This is a genomic window from Blattabacterium clevelandi (assembly GCF_003268615.1).
Classification (GTDB): domain Bacteria; phylum Bacteroidota; class Bacteroidia; order Flavobacteriales; family Blattabacteriaceae; genus Blattabacterium; species Blattabacterium clevelandi.
In genome coordinates this window covers 54,445-74,053 of the sequence record NZ_CP029844.1, presented here as the reverse complement: position 1 = coordinate 74,053, position 19,609 = coordinate 54,445, and the positions used below count along the sequence as shown (strand labels likewise).

The window sequence follows — 19,609 nt, the reverse complement described above, 5'->3', positions numbered from 1 at the left end:
AATTTTATTTTAAAAAAATAAATTTTTTATAATATACTTTCCAAGTATATCATATTCTATGTTAACAAAATCTCCTACATTCATAAAATGAAGATTGGTTTTTTCATAAGTATAAGGAATAATAGATACACTAAATATTTGATTAGTACATTTTGTTATAGTAAGGCTAATTCCATTTACAGAAATGGAGCCTTTTTCTATAACTAAGTTATCGAATTTCTTTCTAGATTTGAAAGAAAATAACCAACTCCCATTTTTACTATTTATTTCAACAATTTTAGCTATAGTATCTATATGACCTTGTACTATGTGCCCATCTAATCTTTCATGAACTTTCATTCCACGTTCTAAATTTACTTCATCTTTAATTTTTAAAAAATCTAAATTAGTACAACGTAAAGTTTCTTCCGATGCTATTACTGAATAAGTTCCATTTATTATCTCTGTAATACTTAAACATATTCCATTATGAGAAATACTTTGATTAATTTTAATATGATCTAAAAATGGATTTTTAAAAGTAATAAAAAGATTATTTTTTTGACGATTTAATCTATATACTTGTGTAGTACATTCTATTATTCCAGTAAACATAATTGAAATTGATCCATATTTTTTTTAAATTAAAATATTTATTTCATAAAATATGGTATGAATTATAGAACAAAAAAAATAAAAGTGGGTATTTCTACAGGAGATATTAATGGAATAGGAATAGAAATTTTTTTAAAAGTATGTCGTAAAAAAAAACTTTTAGATTTTTTCACACCTGTTTTATTCGGATCTACAAAATTATGTTCGTATTATGAAAAAATTTTAAATATTGAAGTAAATAATATACGAGGAATAAAAAATTTAAAAGAAATTATAGATTATAAAATAAATGTTTTAAATATATGGAAAGAGGATGTTAGATTTGATTTAATCAAAATTAACCATGAATCAGGGAAATATCCTATTTCATCTTTAAAAAAAGCCACAAAAGCTTTAAAAGATGGAAAAATTGACGTTCTTGTTACAGCCCCTGTAAACAAAAAATGGATGAATTTTAAAGAATTTTATTTTTTAGGCCATACTGAATATTTACAAAATATTTTGGATGGAGATTCCTTAATGTTAATGATTCATGAAACATTAAAGATCGCATTAGTTACCCATCATATACCATTAAAAAATATTAGTTCTGAATTAACTATAAAAAAAATTGTAAAATCTATAAAAATTTTACATAAATCTTTAAAAATTGATTTTTCTATAGAAAAACCTAAAATTGCAGTTTTAGGATGTAATCCTCATTCAGGAGAAAATGGGTTATTAGGTGAAGAAGAGAAAACGAAAATTAAACCAGCTATTGATATTTTATTTCAAGATCAAGGATTATTAGTTTTCGGGCCTTATTCTCCAGATAGTTTTTTTGGAAATCATAGTTATAGAAATTTTGATGCAGTTTTAGCGATGTATCATGATCAAGGATTAATTCCCTTTAAAACATTAACTTTTAATGAAGGAGTTAATTTTACGGCTGGCCTTTCTCATATACGTACTTCTCCAGATCATGGAGTAGCATATGATATTGCTAAAAAAGGTATTGCTAATGAAAATTCTTTTAAAGAAGCTATTTTTAATGCTATAAAAATTTTTAAAAACAGAAAAGAATATATGAAAATAATCTCTTCTGGATCTAGATTTCTATAAAATAACTATAACAAAATTATTTTTAACTCGTAAAAATCCTCCATTTATTGGTATTTTTAAAATTTTATCATCAAATGATTTATTTAATTTAATCCACCCATTACTCAATATAGAAATAAATGAAGCATGATTTTCTAATATTTGAAAATAACCATTTAATCCGGGGGCTATAATAGAAATTGCTATATTTTTGTATAATATTTTTTCAAAATTAATAATCGTTACCTGCATAATATTTCATCTTATATTCTATTATATTATTTTATTATAGTATTCTTATGTAGAAGATAAGATTTCTTTTCCTGTTTCTATAACTTGTTCAATAGTTCCTTTTAAATTAAAAGACATTTCCGGAAGATGATCTAATTCTCCATCCATTATCATATTAAATCCTTTAATCGTATCTTCAATTTTTACAAATTCTCCTTTTATCCCTGTAAATTGTTTTGCTACATGAAATGGTTGAGATAAAAAACGTTGTACCCGTCTAGCTCGATAAACTATTAATTTATCTTTTTCACTAAGCTCTTCTATTCCTAGAATAGCAATAATATCTTGTAAAGAATTGTATTTTTGAAGAATTTCTTTAACACGTTCCGCACAATGATAATGATCTTTATCTATTAAATCGGGAGATAATATACGTGAAGAAGAATCTAATGGATCTACTGCTGGATAGATTCCTAAAGAGGCTATTTTTCTTGAAAGTACTGTAGTTGCATCCAAGTGAGAAAATGTAATGGAAGGAGCTGGATCTGTTAAATCATCAGCAGGAACATAAACAGCTTGTACTGAAGTTATAGATCCCCTATTTGTAGATGTAATTCTTTCTTGCATAGATCCCATTTCAGATGATAAAGTCGGCTGATAACCTACAGAAGATGGAATTCTACCTAATAAAGCAGAAACTTCTGATCCTGCTTGAGTAAATCTAAATATATTATCTATAAAAAATAAAACATCTTGTCCTTTCTTTTTAAATACTTGATCTCTATAATATTCCGCTAATGTTAATCCAGATAATGCTACTCTAGCCCTTGCTCCAGGAGATTCATTCATTTGTCCAAAAATAAAAACTGCTTTAGACTTTTTTAAAGATTCCTTATCTACTTTAGAAAGGTCCCAATATCCTTTTTTCATAGATTCCATAAATGAATTTCCATATTTTATAATTCCTGATTCTAACATTTCTCGTAATAAATCATTTCCTTCTCTAGTCCTTTCTCCTACACCAGCAAATACAGAATGACCTCCATGTTTTTTCGCTACATTATTAATTAATTCTTGTATTAAAACTGTTTTTCCTACTCCAGCACCACCAAATAATCCAATTTTACCTCCTTTTGAATAAGGTTCAATCAAATCAATTACTTTAATCCCTGTATATAATATTTCTGTATCTGTAGATAAATCTTTAAATTTAGGAGGAGGATTATGAATAGATCTAGAATTAGACTTATCTAAAGGAAATAAACCATCAATAGGTTCTCCTAAAACATTAAATACTCTACCATTAATAGATTCGCCTATTGGAATACTAATTGGTCTACCTATAATTTCAACCTCTTGTCCTCTTTTTAATCCATCTGTAACTTCCATAGAAATACAACGAACACAATGTTCTCCAATATGCTGTTGAACCTCTAATATAATTTTATTATTATTGGATAATTTTACTTCTAATGCATCGAAAATTTTAGGTATAGAAGCTGTATCATTAAAAGATACATCAATAACTGGTCCTATAATTTTAATTATTTTTCCTTTTAATTTTTTTTTATTCATGTTATCAAAAAAACTATTAATTAGTATAGTATACGTTAATCATATATATTTGTAAATAAATATATATGTAAGATAAGAGAAAAAAAAAATAAAAAATTTTGAAAATTTATTCATTTATTGATGAATTTTCTTCCTTTTTACCATGTGTATTTACACTTGGTTTTTTTGATGGAGTTCATATAGGACATAAAAAAATTATTCAAAACTTGATTTTTAGAGCAAAAGGTAAGTATTGTACGGTTTTACTAACTTTTACCCCACATCCTAAAGAAGTACTAATTCCCAAAAAAAATATTTTATATTTAAATACTCTTCCAGAAAGAATTAATCATCTAAAAAAAACAGGAATAGAACATTTGATTATTCATCCTTTTACAAAAAATTTTTCAAAATTAAGTACCCAAGATTTTTTTCAAAATATTTTGTTTTCTAAAATAAAAATTAAAAAAATTATAACTGGATATGATTCTCATTTAGGAAAAAATAGAGATGGGACTTTCCATCAATTAAAAAAATTTTCTAAATCATATGGATTCAAAATTTATAAAGTAAATCCTTATAAATATAAAAAAAAAATTATTAGTTCTACTAATATCCGAAAATCTCTTTTAATAGGAAATATTGAATGGGCTAACAATGCTTTAGGTTATTTATATAGCTTATCTGGTTATGTAATAAAAGGAAAAGGAATAGGTAAAACATTAGATTTTCCAACAGCTAATATTCAACTAAATGAAAATAAATTAATTCCAAAAAAAGGAGTTTATGCTGTAAAAGTTAATATTTTTAATCCTTTTTATCAAGGTATGATGAATATAGGAATCTGTCCTACAGTTAATAAAAAAAATAAAAAAATAAAAATTGAAGTTCATATTTTCGATTTTGATCAAGAAATATATGGAAAAAAAATTGATATTTTTATTGTTAAAAGAATTCGTGAAGAAAAAAAATTTAATACACTTTATGATCTGAAAAGACAAATAAAAAAAGATAAAATGAAAATAGAATATTTTTTTGCAAAACAATCATTTAAAAAAAATTTTTTATTGTGATAAAAAAAATTGATCAAATAATTCAATATTTATTAATTCAAAAAAAATACTTGAAAAAAAAATTAATATTGATATCATTTAACGATTCTATTATAGAATATATAAAAAAAAAATACCAATATAAAAATAATCTGTTTACAGAAATTTATACAATAGAAAAATTTATTGAAAAAATATCCGGTTTATATATTTTTCATGAATCTTATATCCTTTTTCATTTTTTTTATATTTTAAAAAAAGAAAATAGTGATTTATCAAAAAAATTTAATGATTTTTTCAAATGGGCTCCTCATATTTTAAATGATTTCCAAGATTTAGATTTTAATTTGATTAATATTGAACATTTTTTTTCTTATATTATTTCTACAGAAAAAATTAAAAAATGGAATCCTAATCCAGAAAATAATTTGATAGAAAAAAAAAAATTCTTTTTTGGAAAGAAATTTATAAATTCTATAACATTCTAAAAAATATCCTTTTTAAAAAAGGGATCGGTTATACTGGAATGATTTTTAGAATAGCTATTTCCCGTTTAAATAATTTTTTATTAAAAAACTCAGATATACGAATTATTCTATTTTTTTCGAGATCCCAATTATTAAATAAATGTGAAATAGAATTTATTAAAAAGATCATCCAATTAGAAAAAGGATCTATATATGATTTAGATAAAAAAAATATGCTAATAAAAAATCCTTTCGATTTTTTTATCAAAAAAAAGATCAAAAACACTTCAATCAACAATATTTATCTTAATCATATAAAAATTATTAGTGTTTCTAAAGAAGTAGAACAAGTTAAAATAGTAGAAAAATTAGTCTATAAAATGATTAAAAATGGAGTCAATCTATATAAAATTGGTCTTATTTTAGGAGATAAATATTTAACCATACCTTTATTTAATTCACTAAAAAAAATTTTAGGAAAAAATCTATCTATATCCATAGACTATCCACTAAAAAACCTCCCTATTCATTATACATTTTTTTCAATCTTTGAATTATTATTAAAAAAGGAAAAATTGAAAAAATTTTATGGTAAAGATATACTAAGATTATTATCAGATGGATACATACAAAAATTTTTTATTAAAAAAAATTTATCGTTTATAGTAGATAAATGGAATGCAGAAAATTCAAATTTGATTCCAGAATCTATAATAAATAAATATCTATCCAAAAATGATATTTATATCATTTTTCAAATACAAACTCATGATACTAAAAAATGTATTATTGGTATTATAAGCTTTATTAGAAAATTGAAAATTATATTGATTTCAAATTTAAAAAATAATCTATTAGAATTAAAATTTCTTTCAAAATTGGAAATTTATATGCAAAAATTCAGAATATTAATCAGAAAAACAGAAAAAAATTTTTTAGGAATCAAAGATATATTCAATATTTATCAACAATTCATAAATACAGAAAAAATACCATATATCCAAAAAAATAAAAAAGGATTGAAGATAATAGGATTTATGGACTCCTATTTCGAAAATTTTGAAAATACAATTATAACTTCCGTTAACGAAGGTATTATTCCACCAGATAGAATAAAAAAATATAATACTTTTATTCCTTTTGATATTCGAAATAAATTCAATCTTTCCATTTTTCAAGAAAATGAAAAAATTTATCATCATCATTTTATAAAAATTTTAAAAAATTCAAAAAATATTTATTTGATTTACAAAAATCAACCAGATGAACTTAATTCTGGAGAAAAAAGTCGTTTTATTCATCAAATAGAAATAAGTTCAAAACTTACCATAGAAAAAAAAAAAAATTTTTCATTCTTATTTTCAAAGTCTAAAATATCTCCTATTGTGATAAAAAAAACAGAATCCATGATTCAACGTATATCTACTCATGGGTTATCTCCTTCTTCTATTTATCTGTATAATTATAATCCTCTTCTTTTTTACTACAAAAAAGTTCTTGGATTAAATGATCTAGAAGAAATTTCGATGAAACAACAAGTAGGAAAAATCATACATAAAATATTAAAAATATTATATAATCCTATTAAAGGATATTTAATTACTATAGATTGGATTAATAAAATGAAAAAAAATTACGAATATCTTACAGAGAAAGTAATATTAAAATATATAAAAGATTCTTTTATAAAAGGTAAAAATATATTACTATATTCTATAGTAAAAAATTATATAAAAAATTTTATTTCCTGGGAGGAAGGTTTTGTTCATAAAGGTCATCAAATTTTGATTAAAGAATTAGAATGTAGTTCTTCCACAATATTAGATATTGGAGATTATCAAGTTAATTTATATGGAATCATAGATAGAATAGATGAATATGATGGAATTACACGTATTATTGATTATAAAATCGGAATATCAAAAACAAAAAAAATACATATTCCTTTGAATAAAATTGAAAATATATTTCAATCCACCGATAATAGAAATACTATGCAATTATTGATTTATATGTATTTATGGTTTAAATCCCCTCTATTTTTAGGATTAAAAAATTCTTCACCCATTATTTCTATTGTTTCACCAGAAAAAGATAAAAATAATTCAATATTAACAATACCTGTAATTTTTTTTCATCAAAAAAAAAAATTCATTACATATAAATGTTATGTAAAATTTTTTCTACCATGTCTAATTAATAGAATTTCAGAAATTTTAAATCCAAAAATTCCAATTATAGAAAAAAAAATTAGAAATTTTTGATATATTCTATTTTTATTTTTTACTTATATAATTTCCTACTTTTTCAATATTTTAAAAATAATATAGAATCTATTCTAAATAGAATTTTTGAAAAATTTTTCTAAAATTATTTTTTTATATAATATGCAATACTCCAATATTCACAAATACGAAAAATATTTATACTATAATAATTTTTAAATATTTTTTAACCTTCATTAAAAAAAAAATCTCAAATTATATCAAAAATCAATCTTTATAATATTTATAATGGTATTTTTATAAAACAAATAGCATTATTCCTATTTTCGAAAAAAAAAAATTTACGAAAAAATATAATATACTCTATTCTAGTATAAATAAATTACTCAAAATAACTTTTTTTATTCCGATAATTTATTAAAATTATAGTCTTGAAAAAAAGTAGCATAAAATACGAAAAAATAAAATTAATAATTGTTTGAATTGAATTCAAAAGATTATATTCAATAATTAAATAAAAAAATATATAAATACCACAAAATAACTGTAAAATTGAAAATATAATATATAAATCAGTTCTTTTATTTATGGTTAACAAATAAAAAAAGAAAAAAAAACTACTAATAGGAAATAAAAAAATATATATTTTTAATAAAAAAAAATTTTTTTCATAAAAAAAAAATTCCATATTATATGAATAAAACTAAAAAAAAAAGTTAAAAAATTATATATTATAGTTTTTTTTAAAAAAAGTTTCATAAAAATGATCGAAGATAAATTTATTAAGTTACCTTAATTTTTTAACATGAAAAATATTATTGATGAACTCTCTTGGAGAGGGTTAATACAAAATAGTGTTCCTGGTGTAGAAAAACAATTAAAAAAAACTACTACTATATATATAGGGTTCGATCCGACATCTGATTCTTTACATATAGGTAGCTTACTTCCAATTATTATATTAATTCACTTTCAAAAAATGGGGCATAAATCCTTAATATTAATTGGAGGAGCAACAGGTTTTATAGGAGATCCATCAGGAAAATATGATCAAAGAATTTTTTTAAAAAAAAAAACATTACAAGAAAATATAGAATCTATTAAAAAACAATTATCTAAATTATTAGATAGTTATTCAAAAAAAATAGAATTTATAAATAATTTTGATTGGATAAAAAATATTTCTTTTTTAGAATTTATCAGAAATATAGGAAAACATTTTACTATAAATTACATGATATCTAAAGATTCTGTTAAAAAACGTATTCAAGATAATAAAAAATATAAAGGAATATCTTTCATGGAATTCACTTATACTCTTATACAAGGATATGATTTTTTTTATTTAAATAAAAAAAAAAATTGTTTATTACAAGTTGGGGGATCTGATCAATGGGGAAATATAACTACTGGAATAGAACTTATTAAAAAAAAAACAGGAAAAAAAGCATATGGAATTACTTTTCCTTTAGTTACAAGAACTGATGGATTAAAATTTGGAAAAAGTAAGAAAGAAGGAAATATATGGTTAGATGATAATCGAACTTCTCCATATAAATTTTATCAATTTTGGATCAATATTTCAGATATTGAAATTGAAAATTTTATTAAAAAATATACTTTTTTTTCCAAAAAAAAAATTGAAAAATTAATTTTAAAACATAGAAAAAATCCAGAAAAAAGACTATTACAAAAAAAATTAGCATCGGAAATCACTAAATGGGTTCATGGGAAAAAATCTTATGAAAAAGTAGTAAAGATTTCACATATTTTATTTGGAAAAAAATATACAAATAATCTATTTTCATCTTTAGATGAAGATATACTTAATTCTCTTTACGATAATATTCCGCATATGCATTTACCTGATAAAGATTTTAGAAAAGGAATTTTTTTATTAGATTTATTAAAAAAAAGTAATCTTTTTAAATCTAAAAGTGAAGCTAATCGTGCTTTAAATTTAAATTCTATTTATATAAATAAAAAAATTATCAAAAAAAATATACTTCTTAAAAAAGAAAATGTAATAAAAAAAAAATATATTTTACTTCAGTTTGGAAAAAAAATGTTTTTTATTATAAAAATTGAATAATTTTAATATCCAAAATTTTTTAGTTTTTTATAATTTGAACGCCAATTTTTGCATATTTTTACATTTAATCTTAACCATACTTTTTTACTAAAAAAATTCTCTATTCCTTGTATAGAAAAATATCCTAATTTATTGATAGAATTTCCTTTTTTTCCAATTAAAATTCCTTTTTGTGAATCACGCTCTACATATATAGAAGAATCTATATGTATGCTATTCTTTCCATTCTTAAATTTTTCCGTATAAATTTCCACAGAATAAGGAATTTCTTTTTTATACATTAAAAATATTTTTTCTCTAATTATTTCATTTACAAAAAACCGTTCAGATCTATCACTTAAAATTCCTTTAGGATAATAAGGAGGTCCTTTAGATAATAAATCTAAAATTTTATTTAGTAACAAATCTTGATTTATATCTTTTAATGCAGATATTGGTAATATTTCTGAATTAGGAAAAAAATTATTCCAATAATTAATCGTATCATACAATATATTTTCACTATATACCACTCCAATTTTATCAATTTTATTGATTAATATAAGAATGGGAATTTTTTTCTCTTTTAGAAAATTCAAAAAAGATAAATATTTATTTAATAAATAAAATTTTCCTATTTCTGTAGTAAATAAAACAATATCAGCGTCTTCTAAAGATTTTTTTACATATTTCATCATAATTTTTTGCATAGAATAAATCGGTTTTATCATAATACCAGGAGTATCCGAAAAAATAATTTGGTAATCATATTCATCTATTATCCCCAATATTCTATGACGAGTTGTTTGTGGTTTATTGGTGATTATAGATATATTTTCTCCTACAAGAGAATTCATTAATGTTGATTTGCCTACATTTGGAAATCCTATAATATTAACAAAACCAGATTTATGTTTATGATTAATCACTTTATTATTTAGATTTTAATTGTCTAAATACAATTCCATTTTCTTTAAAAAAATCTACTAAAATTCTATCATTATCATGGATTTTTCCTTGAAGAATTTCTTTGAAAAGATTATTTAGAATATTATTTTGAATTAATATCTTTAATGGTCTATCTCCAAAATATGGATCATAACATTTTTCAAATATATTATTTTTTTATTAGTCACTTCTATAAAAATATTTTTATTCGATAATAAAATTCCTAATTTTTTCATTTGTAATTTTACAATATCTTTAATTTCTTTTTTGGTTTAAATAAAATTATTTCATCAATACGATTAATCAATTATGGTCTAACAATATTTTTTAATAAATCTATTAAATCATTTTTAATTTTTTCCATTTGATTAAAAGATATTTCTTAATCAAAATTTTCCTGAATAATATCCGATTCTATATTAAAAGTCATGATAATAAATAATTGTATTTGTAACATGGATAATTCTACTTTTATTATCTGTTAATCTCCCATCATCTAATACTTGTAAAAGTATATTAAATATATCAGAATGGTCATTTTCTATTTCATCTAATGATTGAATAAGGTCTTCTACGTATAGATTCTGTTAATTGACCACTTTCATCATAACCGATATTATATATACAGAATGAGATCCAATAAGTCGGATTATAGAATAACGTTACTGATATTCACTCATATCGTACTATATTCTTTTCATTATCAAAAAAATATTCATCTAACGTTTTAGCAAGTTCCGTTTCTTTTTCTAATCCCTGTACCACTCATAAATAAAAAATATCCTATAGTTTTTTTTTATTTTATAGTCAATCTCTAGAACGACGTATAGAATTTTCAATAGATTGAATAGCCTTATTTTGACCTATCACTCTTTTATGTAATTATTTTTCATCATTTTCTTTTTTTATAGACTCTATTTGAATTTCCATTTACATTATTTTCCTAATATCTAATTTTTCTGTTTGAGAATTGATTTCCATTCTTATTTTTGAAGCTGCTTCATTAATAAGATCAATAGATTTATCTGGTAAAAAAAAAACGTTCATTAATATAACTTTGAGATAATTATACTGCATAAATAATAGGTTTATTTTTAATTTTTACTTTATGATAACTTTCATACTTTTCTTTAATACTACGTAAAATAGATATAGAATCTGTTATAGATGGTTCTTCAATATATACTTGTTGAAATCTTCTTTCTAAATCTTTATCTATTTTAAAATATTTTTGATATTCATTCAAAATCATTTCTCCTATAGCACGAAGTTCTCCTCTTACTAATGCAGGTTTAAAAATATTTACAGAATCTATATAACCATCTCCTCCACCGGCATTTACCAATATATGAATTTCATCGAAAAATAAAATAATCTCTCCATTGGAAGAAATTACTTCTTTAAGAACATTTTTTTAACGTTCTTCAAATTCTCCTTTATATATATTTATTTCCTGCAATGATAGTACCCATATCTAAAGAAAAAAATTTTTTATTTTTTAAATTATCTGGAATATCTCCATTAATAATACGATGTGTTAATCCTTCATCTATCGAAGTTTTTCAAACTCCTGGTCCCCAATTAAAATAGGATTATTTTTTTTTTTTCTAGATAATCTTTGTAAAACTCTACGTATTTCTTCATCACGTCCAATAACAGGATCTAATTTTCCTTTATTGGCCCATTCATTAAAATTTTTTGAAAATTTATTCAAAGAATTATAAGTATTTTCTTCTGTTTTAGAAATTAAATTTTTACTTTTTTTTCTGATATTTTCAATCATATTTTAAATATTTTTCTATAAATTTTTGATTTATAGATAATGGATAAATTATATCCCATTTTGTAAAAATCGAACCGAAAATATGTTCTATAGAAATAAATTCATCTTTTAAAAGATTTGCATAAAATTCTATTTTTTTAACATTTGTATAAAAAAATTGCTTAAATATTGAGTAGAAAAAAAATTCATTCCTACTTTAAGGTCAAAAGATAGAATATAATTTTCTTATTATTCATTGATGATTGACATTTAATTTTTTTAAAAAAAAGGAATAATATTGTTTTTTTTTTCTAAAAAAAACTTTTATAATATGTGCATTTTCAATAGAATATTTATTTATTTTAAAAGTAATATTTTTGATTTTTTGTATTGATATTTTATAGTAAATTTATTAAATTTTATAATTACAGATAAAAATTTTTGTATTTATTTTTTAAATAATTTTAGGATTCCATACCTTAAATTAATCTATTTTAGTATCATGATCATAAAGGATGAAATACAATCTATTTCAGAAAGAATTAACAGGATTCATAAAGTTCTTAACATTGATGAGATTAATAAATATCTTGATAAAGAACAAAAAAAATTTTTAAATCCTAATTATTGGAGTAATTATAAAGAATCTAAAAATTTGATCAAACATTTACATGTTATGAAAACATGTATAAAAGATTTTTTTGAATTAAAAAGTTCTCTAGAAGAATTAGAATTAATATTTTCCCTCTCTAAAGAAGAAAATCTGGAAAAAGATCTTCAAATTCAATTACATAAAACAAGAAAATTACTATCAAATTTAGAATTAAAAAACTTTCTTTCTGAAAAAGAAGATAATTTGAATGCTATACTTCAAATTTCTTCTGGAGCAGGGGGAACTGAAAGCTGTGATTGGAGTTCTATGCTAATGAGAATGTATATTATGTGGGCTGAAAAAAAAAAATACTCTGTAAAAAATATTCATCTTATTCCTGGAGATATAACGGGAATAAAATCCATTATATTAGAATTCAAAGGAATATATGCTTTTGGATATTTAAAAGGAGAAAATGGAGTACATAGATTAATCCGTATATCTCCATTTGATAATAATTCAAAACGTCATACTTCTTTTTCTTCTGTTTATGTCTATCCTTCAGTAGATAAAAATATAAAAATTGATATCAAAATATCTGATATTCATTGGGAAACTTTTCGATCTTCTGGATCAGGAGGACAAAATGTCAATAAAGTAGAAACAGGAGTTAGATTACGTCATATTCCAACCGGAATTACTATTGAAAATACCGAATCTCGTTCACAAATACAAAATAGACAAAGAGCTTTGCATCTTCTAAAATCTAGATTATTTGAAATAGAAATAAACAAAAAAAATGAAAAAAAAAATCAAATAAAATCTGAAAAAAAAAAAATAGAATGGGGATATCAAATACGAAATTATATCATGCATCCTTATCAATTAGTAAAAGACTTACGGACAGGTTATGAAACTAAAAATATTAATTCCGTAATGGATGGAGAAATAGATGTTTTTCTAAAAAAATTTATGGTATATAACAAAAAAATTAAAAATTTTTTTACCCATTAATTGTATTTAATGAAAATTCGATATTCTGATCTTATAGATCAAACTTTTAATTTTCCTACAGAGGAATTTACTATTAAAAATAATTTTTTAGAATTTCATGGAATTCCATTAATAGATCTCATTAAAAAATATGGAACTCCATTAAAATTTAATTATTTACCAAAAATTTCTCAAAATATACAAAAAGCAAAAAAATGGTTTAAAAAAGCAATTCATTCTAATCAATATAAAAATAAATATACCTATTGTTATTGTACAAAAAGTTCTCATTTTTATTTTGTATTAGAAGAAGTATTAAAAAATAATATTAGCATTGAAACTTCATATGCTTATGATATAGAAATCATTAAAAATCTTTATCAAAAAGGTAAAATGAATAAAAATATTGAAATTATTTGTAATGGATTTAAAACTCATAACTATATAAAAAATATATCAGAATTAATTAACAATGGTTTTTACAATACTATTCCAATATTAGATAATTATGATGAATTGGAAAAATTAAGTTTTTTTATACATTATCCATTTAAATTAGGCATACGTATTGCATCTGAAGAAGAACCAAAATTTGAATTTTATACTTCTCGATTAGGAATAGGATATAAAGATATTCTTATTTTTTATTTAAATAAAATAAAAAATAATTCAAAAATAGTACTAAAAATGTTACATTTTTTTATAAATACAGGAATAAAAGATACCTCTTATTACTGGAATGAACTTTTTAAATGTTTACATATTTACGCTAAATTAAAAAAAATTGCACCTGAATTAGATATCCTAAATATAGGAGGCGGGTTCCCTATTAAAACATCTATGTCATTTAAATACGACTATGAATACATAACCAATGAAATTGTTTATCAAATAAAAAAATTTTGTAAAAATGAGAATATTTTAGAGCCACATATATATACAGAATTTGGGGCCTATACAGTAGGAGAAAGTGGTGGAATTATTTATAAAATACTTAATCAAAAAAAGCAAAATGATAGAGAAAAATGGAATATGATAGATAGTTCTTTTATGACAACTCTTCCGGATACTTGGGCTATAAATAGTCGGTTTATTATGATGGCGATAAATCGTTGGAATGATTCTTATGAAAGAGTATTTTTAGGTGGATTAACCTGTGATAGTGATGATTATTATAATTCAGAACAACATATGAATGCGATATATCTTCCCTGTTTTCGTGAAAAAAAACCGCTTTATATTGGATTTTTTAATACTGGAGCATATCAAGATACAATAAGTGGATATGGAGGGGTACATCATTGTCTCATACCCCAACCAATCCATATATTAATCAATTATGACGAAAAAAAAAACTTAGTATATAAAATATTTCGTTATTCACAAAAACATGAAGAAATATTAAAAATATTAGGTTATTGAAAATAATATTTTTTATGAAAACAAAAACTTTTGCTGGAATTCCTAAAAAATATGCTACTCTTGAAAAATCTAAAATTGTCCTTATTCCTGTACCATATGATTATACAGGAACGTGGAAAAAAGGGTCTAAAAAAGGTCCTAAAGCATTTTTATCTGCATCAGAACATATGGAATTATATGATATAGAAACTAATTCTGAAGTTTATAAAAGAGGGATATATATTTCTTATCCTCCTATAAGTAATTATTCATTTTCTTCCAAAAAAATGATAGAAAAAGTATACGATATTACTAAAAAATATCTTTTTAAAAAAAAATTTGTAACTCTAATCGGTGGTGTCCATTCCATATCTATAGGAAGTATTCGCGCATTTGGAGAAAAATATCCTGATATGAGTATTCTTCACATGGATGCACATACAGATTTACGTCCTACATACAATGGTGATCCTTATAATCACGCTTGTTCTATGTATGAAGCTTCAAAAAAATATCCAATTATACAAATAGGAATTCGAAGTATGAATATACTAGAAAAAAGGTATATCCAAAATGATAATATTTTTTATTTCCATGAAATATATCAAAATGATTTATGGATGAAAAAAGCAATTCAAAGATTATCTAAAAATGTATTTATAAGTATAGATATAGATGTTTTTGATCCAAGTATAGCCCCATCTACAGGAACTCCAGAACCAGGAGGTTTTTTTTGGTACGAAATTTTAAAATTTTTAAAAATGGTTTTTGAAAATAAACAAATTATAGGTTTTGATATTGTTGAACTTTTACCCAATGAAAAAGATTTTTCTACAGATTTTTTATCTGTTAAACTTTATTATAAATTATTATCATACAAGTACGAATTAATTTATTCTCCATTATGAATCGAAAAATGATTATAGCTATAGATGGATATTCAGCTTCTGGAAAAAGTACTTTAGCTAAAAATCTTTCTAAAAAATTAAAATATACTTATATAGATACCGGAGCTATGTATAGAAGTATAACATTATTAGCTATTAGAAAAAAAATTTTTCATAGTGATTTGTGGAATATAAAAAATTTTCTTCCTTTTTTGATAAATATAAATTTCCAATTTAAATGGAATAATAAATTAAATAGAACTGATATCCTTATCAATAAAGAAAATGTTCAATCTAAAATTCGATCAATAGAAGTAACTAATAAAGTTAGTTTAATAGCTAGTATTCCAGAAATTCGAGAAAAACTAACAATTATACAAAGAAATTTTGAAAATAAACAAGGAATTGTTATGGATGGGAGAGATATAGGATCTAATATATTTCCTAAATCGGATTTAAAAATTTTTATGAAAGGATCTATAGAAATTCGTTCTTATAGAAGATTTGAATATCTTAAAAAAAAAGGGAAAAAAATTTCTTATGAAGAAGTAAAAAAAAATATTTTTTATAGAGATATGATGGATTTATATAGAAAAATTTCTCCACTTAAAAAACCAAAAGATTCTATAGAAATAGATAGTACATTGATTAGTACTGAAAAACAATTAAATATGGTACTTCAATTAATAGAAAATATTAAATTTTGTCAAAAAAAATAAAAAATATATATGAAACTTTTAAATGGAAAAATAGCCATAGTTACAGGTGGATCAGGAGATATAGGAAAATCTATTGTGAAAACATTTGTAAAAAATGGTGCAAAGGTTATTTTTACCTTTTTTTCTTCAAATAAAAATGCTAAAAAATTATCTGATGAATTGGGAGATTCGGTAGTTTCATACAAAATTGATCTTAAAAATTTAAATTCTTCAAAAGAATTAGTTAAAAAAGTTATAGAAAAATTTGGAGTTATAGATATATTAGTGAATAATGCAGGAATTATAAAAGATAACTTTTTATTTAGAATGTCGGAAACAGATTGGGATCAAGTCATTAGAACTAATATTTATTCTATTTTTAATTTAACCAAATATGTAATATTTCCTATGATAAAACAAAAAAATGGAAGTATTATTAATATGAGTTCTATCATAGGAATAACCGGAAATTCAGGACAATCTAATTATTCAGCATCTAAAGCAGGAATTATAGGATTTACTAAATCAATATCTAAAGAATTAGGAAAAAAAAATATTCGTTGTAATGTTATAGCACCTGGCTATATTTCTACAAAAATGAATTCGCATATTCAATTAAAAATAAAAAAAAATTGGATCAATAAAATTTCATTAAAGAGACCTGGAATACCTCAAGATGTAGCTAACTGTAGTTTATTTCTAGCTTCTGATTTATCTAATTATATTACTGGATCCGTATTTAATGTTAATGGAGGAATGATTTAATTTTTTTTAAAATGTATTCGAATAAAAAAATAGTACAAAGTTTAGGTGAAATATTAATATCAAAATCAATATTTCATATAATAATATCTCCAGGTTCTAGAAATGCTCCCATAATTATCCATTTTACACAGCATAATTCATTCAAAACTTATAGTATTGTCGACGAGCGTTGTGCTGGATTTTTTGCTTTAGGAATAGCGCAAAAAATAAAAAAACCTGTAGTTCTTAGTTGTACTTCTGGGTCTTCTGTAGTAAACTATTATCCTGCAGTTACGGAAGCATTTTATCAAAATATTCCACTTATTTTTATTACTGCAGATAGACCAAAAAAAATTATAGATATTCTTGAAGGACAATCTATTGATCAAGAAAATATTTTTCAAAATCATGTCGAATCTTCTATTCAATTAACAGAAGAAGAATCTAAATTAGGATTATGGTATAATGATAGATTAATCAATGAATCTATTAATAAATGTATTTTTAAAAAAAAACCTATACATATTAATATCCCTTTTTCAGAACCTCTTTATGAGACTACAAATTTTTTACAAGTAAAACCTAAAATTATAAAAACTTTACCTGTAATAAATTATATTGAAAAATCTAAATATTATAAAAAAGAAGAATTTATATGGAAAAAATCCAAAAAAAAAATGATTTTATTAGGATTATATCATTCAGAAAAAAAATTGGAAAAAATTTTAAAAAAATTAAGTCTAGATTCTTCTATAGTCATTTTTACCGAAACTACATCTCATTTATACGGAAAATTATTTTTTTCATGTATAGATCAACTTGTTTTTAGTATAAAAAATAAAGAATGGATAAATTTAAAACCCAATATTTTATTAACTATTGGTGGAAATATTATATCTAAAAAAATAAAATTTTTTTTACGAAAATACCCACCTATATATCATTGGCATATAGGAGAAAATATAAAAAATTACCCAGATACTTATTATAGTCTAACGAATTTTTGGTCAATAAAACCTGAATTTTTTTTCAAAATATTTCATGGAAATAATTTACAATCCTCTGATTATAGATATAGATGGGAAATATTGAGAAAAAAAAGAAGAAAAAAAAATAATTTTTTTTTAAAAAAAGAAAAAAGTTTTTCAGATCTTAAAGTTTTATTTTTGATATTTAAATCTATTCCTAAATATTCCATTTTACAATTAGGAAACAGTACTATAATACGCTATTATCAACTTTTTGATAAAAAAAAATATTCTGTTAAATCTTATTGTAATAGAGGAACTTCAGGAATAGAGGGGTGTGTTTCTACTGCTATAGGTTATGCTGTAAAAAGCAAAAAAATAGTAACTTTAATTATTGGTGATATCAGTTTTTTTTATGATAGTAATGCTTTATGGAACAATTATACTCCAAACAATTTCCGTATTATACTTATGAACAATGGAGGAGGAAATATTTTCAGATTTTTATCAGAAAAAAAAATTTCTAAAAAAATTTTTAATTTTTTTGAAACAAAACATTTTTTTACTGCAAAAAAAATTTGTGAAATGCATAATTGGAAATATGAAATAGTATCCGATAACCTTTCTTTAAAAAATAGTTTGTATATTTTTTGGAATAAATCGGATAGACCTTTTCTTTTAGAAATTAATACTCAAAAATCTAATAACGCAGAAATACTAAAAAAATATTTATCCTATTTATCTTAATTTTTTTGTTTAAAAAAAAATAAAAATATGTCCAATATAGCTTTAATTCTAGCGAAAATTTCCCTAATCTGTATTTTCCAATCAAAAGGAATATTTTTTGCGTTAAAACCTATGATATCTAATCCTAAACAATTTCCAATAAATATGGCTCTTTCATTATGAAATTTTTGAGAAATAATGGTAAATTTTTTTTGATTAAAAATTTTATAAACTCTTAATACAGAATGTATAGTACTAATTCCAAAAAAGTCTTCATATATAAAATAATCGGGAATTCCTTTTTTTATTAATTCTTTTTTCATCATTTTTGGTTCATTATAATTTTTTTCTCTATTATCTCCACTAACAATAATGTAACGAATTTTTTTATGAGAGAAAAGAAAAAAAGCTGCATCTATTCTATATTTAAAATAGGCATTGATCCCCCCACCATGTAAATATTTAGAAGTTCCTAAAACAACACCAAATGTATTATATGGAATTTCATTAATATTATCATATTTTTTTCTTATGGAACATAAACTAACCCCAAAATAAAAAAAAACTACAAATAAAATTATAATAAAAAATATACGTTTTATTTCTAATTAACACA

General features: G+C 22.2%; 18 protein-coding genes and 1 pseudogene. 11 read left to right on the top strand and 8 right to left on the bottom strand.

Annotated features, from left to right (window positions below):
* Window positions 1-9 precede the first annotated feature (9 nt).
* Window positions 10-594, bottom strand: a complete 585-nt coding sequence (locus DM817_RS00355) for a riboflavin synthase (protein WP_113738101.1) — start codon at window positions 592-594, stop codon at window positions 10-12.
* 57 nt (window positions 595-651) lie between these two features.
* Between DM817_RS00355 and pdxA the strand changes: the two genes are divergently transcribed.
* A complete protein-coding gene (gene pdxA, locus DM817_RS00350) occupies window positions 652-1,695 on the top strand; it encodes a 4-hydroxythreonine-4-phosphate dehydrogenase PdxA (RefSeq protein ID WP_113738100.1) in 1,044 nt (347 codons plus the stop codon).
* Here the strand turns inward: pdxA and DM817_RS00345 are convergent.
* Window positions 1,690-1,926: a FoF1 ATP synthase subunit delta/epsilon gene (locus tag DM817_RS00345; protein WP_113738099.1), complete on the bottom strand. Its 237-nt coding sequence runs from the start codon at window positions 1,924-1,926 to the stop codon at window positions 1,690-1,692. The genes pdxA and DM817_RS00345 overlap by 6 nt on opposite strands.
* Before the next feature lie 45 nt (window positions 1,927-1,971).
* Entirely contained in the window at window positions 1,972-3,480 is a 1,509-nt protein-coding gene (gene atpD, locus DM817_RS00340; protein WP_113738098.1) for a F0F1 ATP synthase subunit beta, read from the bottom strand.
* Between the two features lie 98 nt (window positions 3,481-3,578).
* Here atpD and DM817_RS00335 point away from each other — a divergent pair, with 98 nt between their 5' ends.
* The 4 genes from DM817_RS00335 (at window position 3,579) to tyrS (ending at window position 9,295) form a co-directional block, all read left to right on the top strand.
* On the top strand, window positions 3,579-4,532 hold the full coding sequence (locus DM817_RS00335; RefSeq protein ID WP_113738097.1) for a bifunctional riboflavin kinase/FAD synthetase: 954 nt from the start codon (window positions 3,579-3,581) through the stop codon (window positions 4,530-4,532).
* Entirely contained in the window at window positions 4,529-4,999 is a 471-nt protein-coding gene (locus DM817_RS03030) for a hypothetical protein (RefSeq protein WP_235610881.1), read from the top strand. Before DM817_RS00335 ends, DM817_RS03030 begins: the two co-directional genes overlap by 4 nt.
* A gap of 38 nt (window positions 5,000-5,037) precedes the next feature.
* On the top strand, window positions 5,038-7,242 hold the full coding sequence (locus tag DM817_RS00330) for a PD-(D/E)XK nuclease family protein (protein WP_235610880.1): 2,205 nt from the start codon (window positions 5,038-5,040) through the stop codon (window positions 7,240-7,242).
* Window positions 7,243-8,008: 766 nt separating this feature from the next.
* The gene (tyrS, locus tag DM817_RS00320; RefSeq protein ID WP_113738096.1) at window positions 8,009-9,295 is read left to right on the top strand and encodes a tyrosine--tRNA ligase; all 1,287 of its coding nucleotides are present in this window, start codon (window positions 8,009-8,011) and stop codon (window positions 9,293-9,295) included.
* Window positions 9,296-9,297: 2 nt separating this feature from the next.
* Here the strand turns inward: tyrS and era are convergent, their stop codons facing one another.
* The 4 genes and pseudogenes from era to DM817_RS03090 form a co-directional block, all read right to left on the bottom strand.
* Complete coding sequence (gene era / locus DM817_RS00315; RefSeq protein WP_113738095.1) at window positions 9,298-10,203, bottom strand: GTPase Era; 906 nt, start codon at window positions 10,201-10,203, stop codon at window positions 9,298-9,300.
* Between the two features lie 4 nt (window positions 10,204-10,207).
* Window positions 10,208-10,336: a hypothetical protein gene (locus DM817_RS03085; RefSeq protein WP_317046361.1), complete on the bottom strand. Its 129-nt coding sequence runs from the start codon at window positions 10,334-10,336 to the stop codon at window positions 10,208-10,210.
* Window positions 10,337-10,641: 305 nt separating this feature from the next.
* On the bottom strand, window positions 10,642-10,737 hold the full coding sequence (locus DM817_RS03080; protein ID WP_317046360.1) for a hypothetical protein: 96 nt from the start codon (window positions 10,735-10,737) through the stop codon (window positions 10,642-10,644).
* Between the two features lie 418 nt (window positions 10,738-11,155).
* Window positions 11,156-11,921: pseudogene (locus DM817_RS03090) on the bottom strand (AAA family ATPase); the annotation flags it as partial.
* Window positions 11,922-12,486: 565 nt separating this feature from the next.
* Between DM817_RS03090 and prfB the strand changes: the two are divergent.
* Genes prfB through menD form a run of 6 tightly spaced genes read left to right on the top strand, consistent with a single transcriptional unit; the run spans window position 12,487 to window position 19,014 of the window.
* A complete protein-coding gene (gene prfB, locus DM817_RS00305; protein ID WP_113738094.1) occupies window positions 12,487-13,590 on the top strand; it encodes a peptide chain release factor 2 in 1,104 nt (367 codons plus the stop codon).
* A gap of 9 nt (window positions 13,591-13,599) precedes the next feature.
* Window positions 13,600-14,991, top strand: a complete 1,392-nt coding sequence (locus DM817_RS00300; RefSeq protein ID WP_113738093.1) for a type III PLP-dependent enzyme domain-containing protein — start codon at window positions 13,600-13,602, stop codon at window positions 14,989-14,991.
* A gap of 14 nt (window positions 14,992-15,005) precedes the next feature.
* Window positions 15,006-15,878, top strand: coding sequence for an agmatinase (gene speB, locus DM817_RS00295; protein WP_113738535.1), 873 nt, complete (start codon window positions 15,006-15,008; stop codon window positions 15,876-15,878).
* Window positions 15,875-16,576: a (d)CMP kinase gene (cmk, locus tag DM817_RS00290; RefSeq protein ID WP_113738092.1), complete on the top strand. Its 702-nt coding sequence runs from the start codon at window positions 15,875-15,877 to the stop codon at window positions 16,574-16,576. The genes speB and cmk overlap by 4 nt, the downstream gene beginning before the upstream one ends.
* 9 nt (window positions 16,577-16,585) lie before the next feature.
* Window positions 16,586-17,320, top strand: a complete 735-nt coding sequence (locus DM817_RS00285; protein ID WP_113738091.1) for a beta-ketoacyl-ACP reductase — start codon at window positions 16,586-16,588, stop codon at window positions 17,318-17,320.
* Between the two features lie 11 nt (window positions 17,321-17,331).
* Window positions 17,332-19,014 (top strand): 2-succinyl-5-enolpyruvyl-6-hydroxy-3-cyclohexene-1-carboxylic-acid synthase, encoded by a 1,683-nt coding sequence (gene menD, locus DM817_RS00280; protein WP_113738090.1) that lies wholly within the window; start codon window positions 17,332-17,334, stop codon window positions 19,012-19,014.
* Here the strand turns inward: menD and DM817_RS00275 are convergent.
* On the bottom strand, window positions 19,011-19,496 hold the full coding sequence (locus DM817_RS00275; RefSeq protein WP_262509746.1) for a SanA/YdcF family protein: 486 nt from the start codon (window positions 19,494-19,496) through the stop codon (window positions 19,011-19,013). The genes menD and DM817_RS00275 overlap by 4 nt on opposite strands.
* Window positions 19,497-19,609 lie beyond the last annotated feature (113 nt).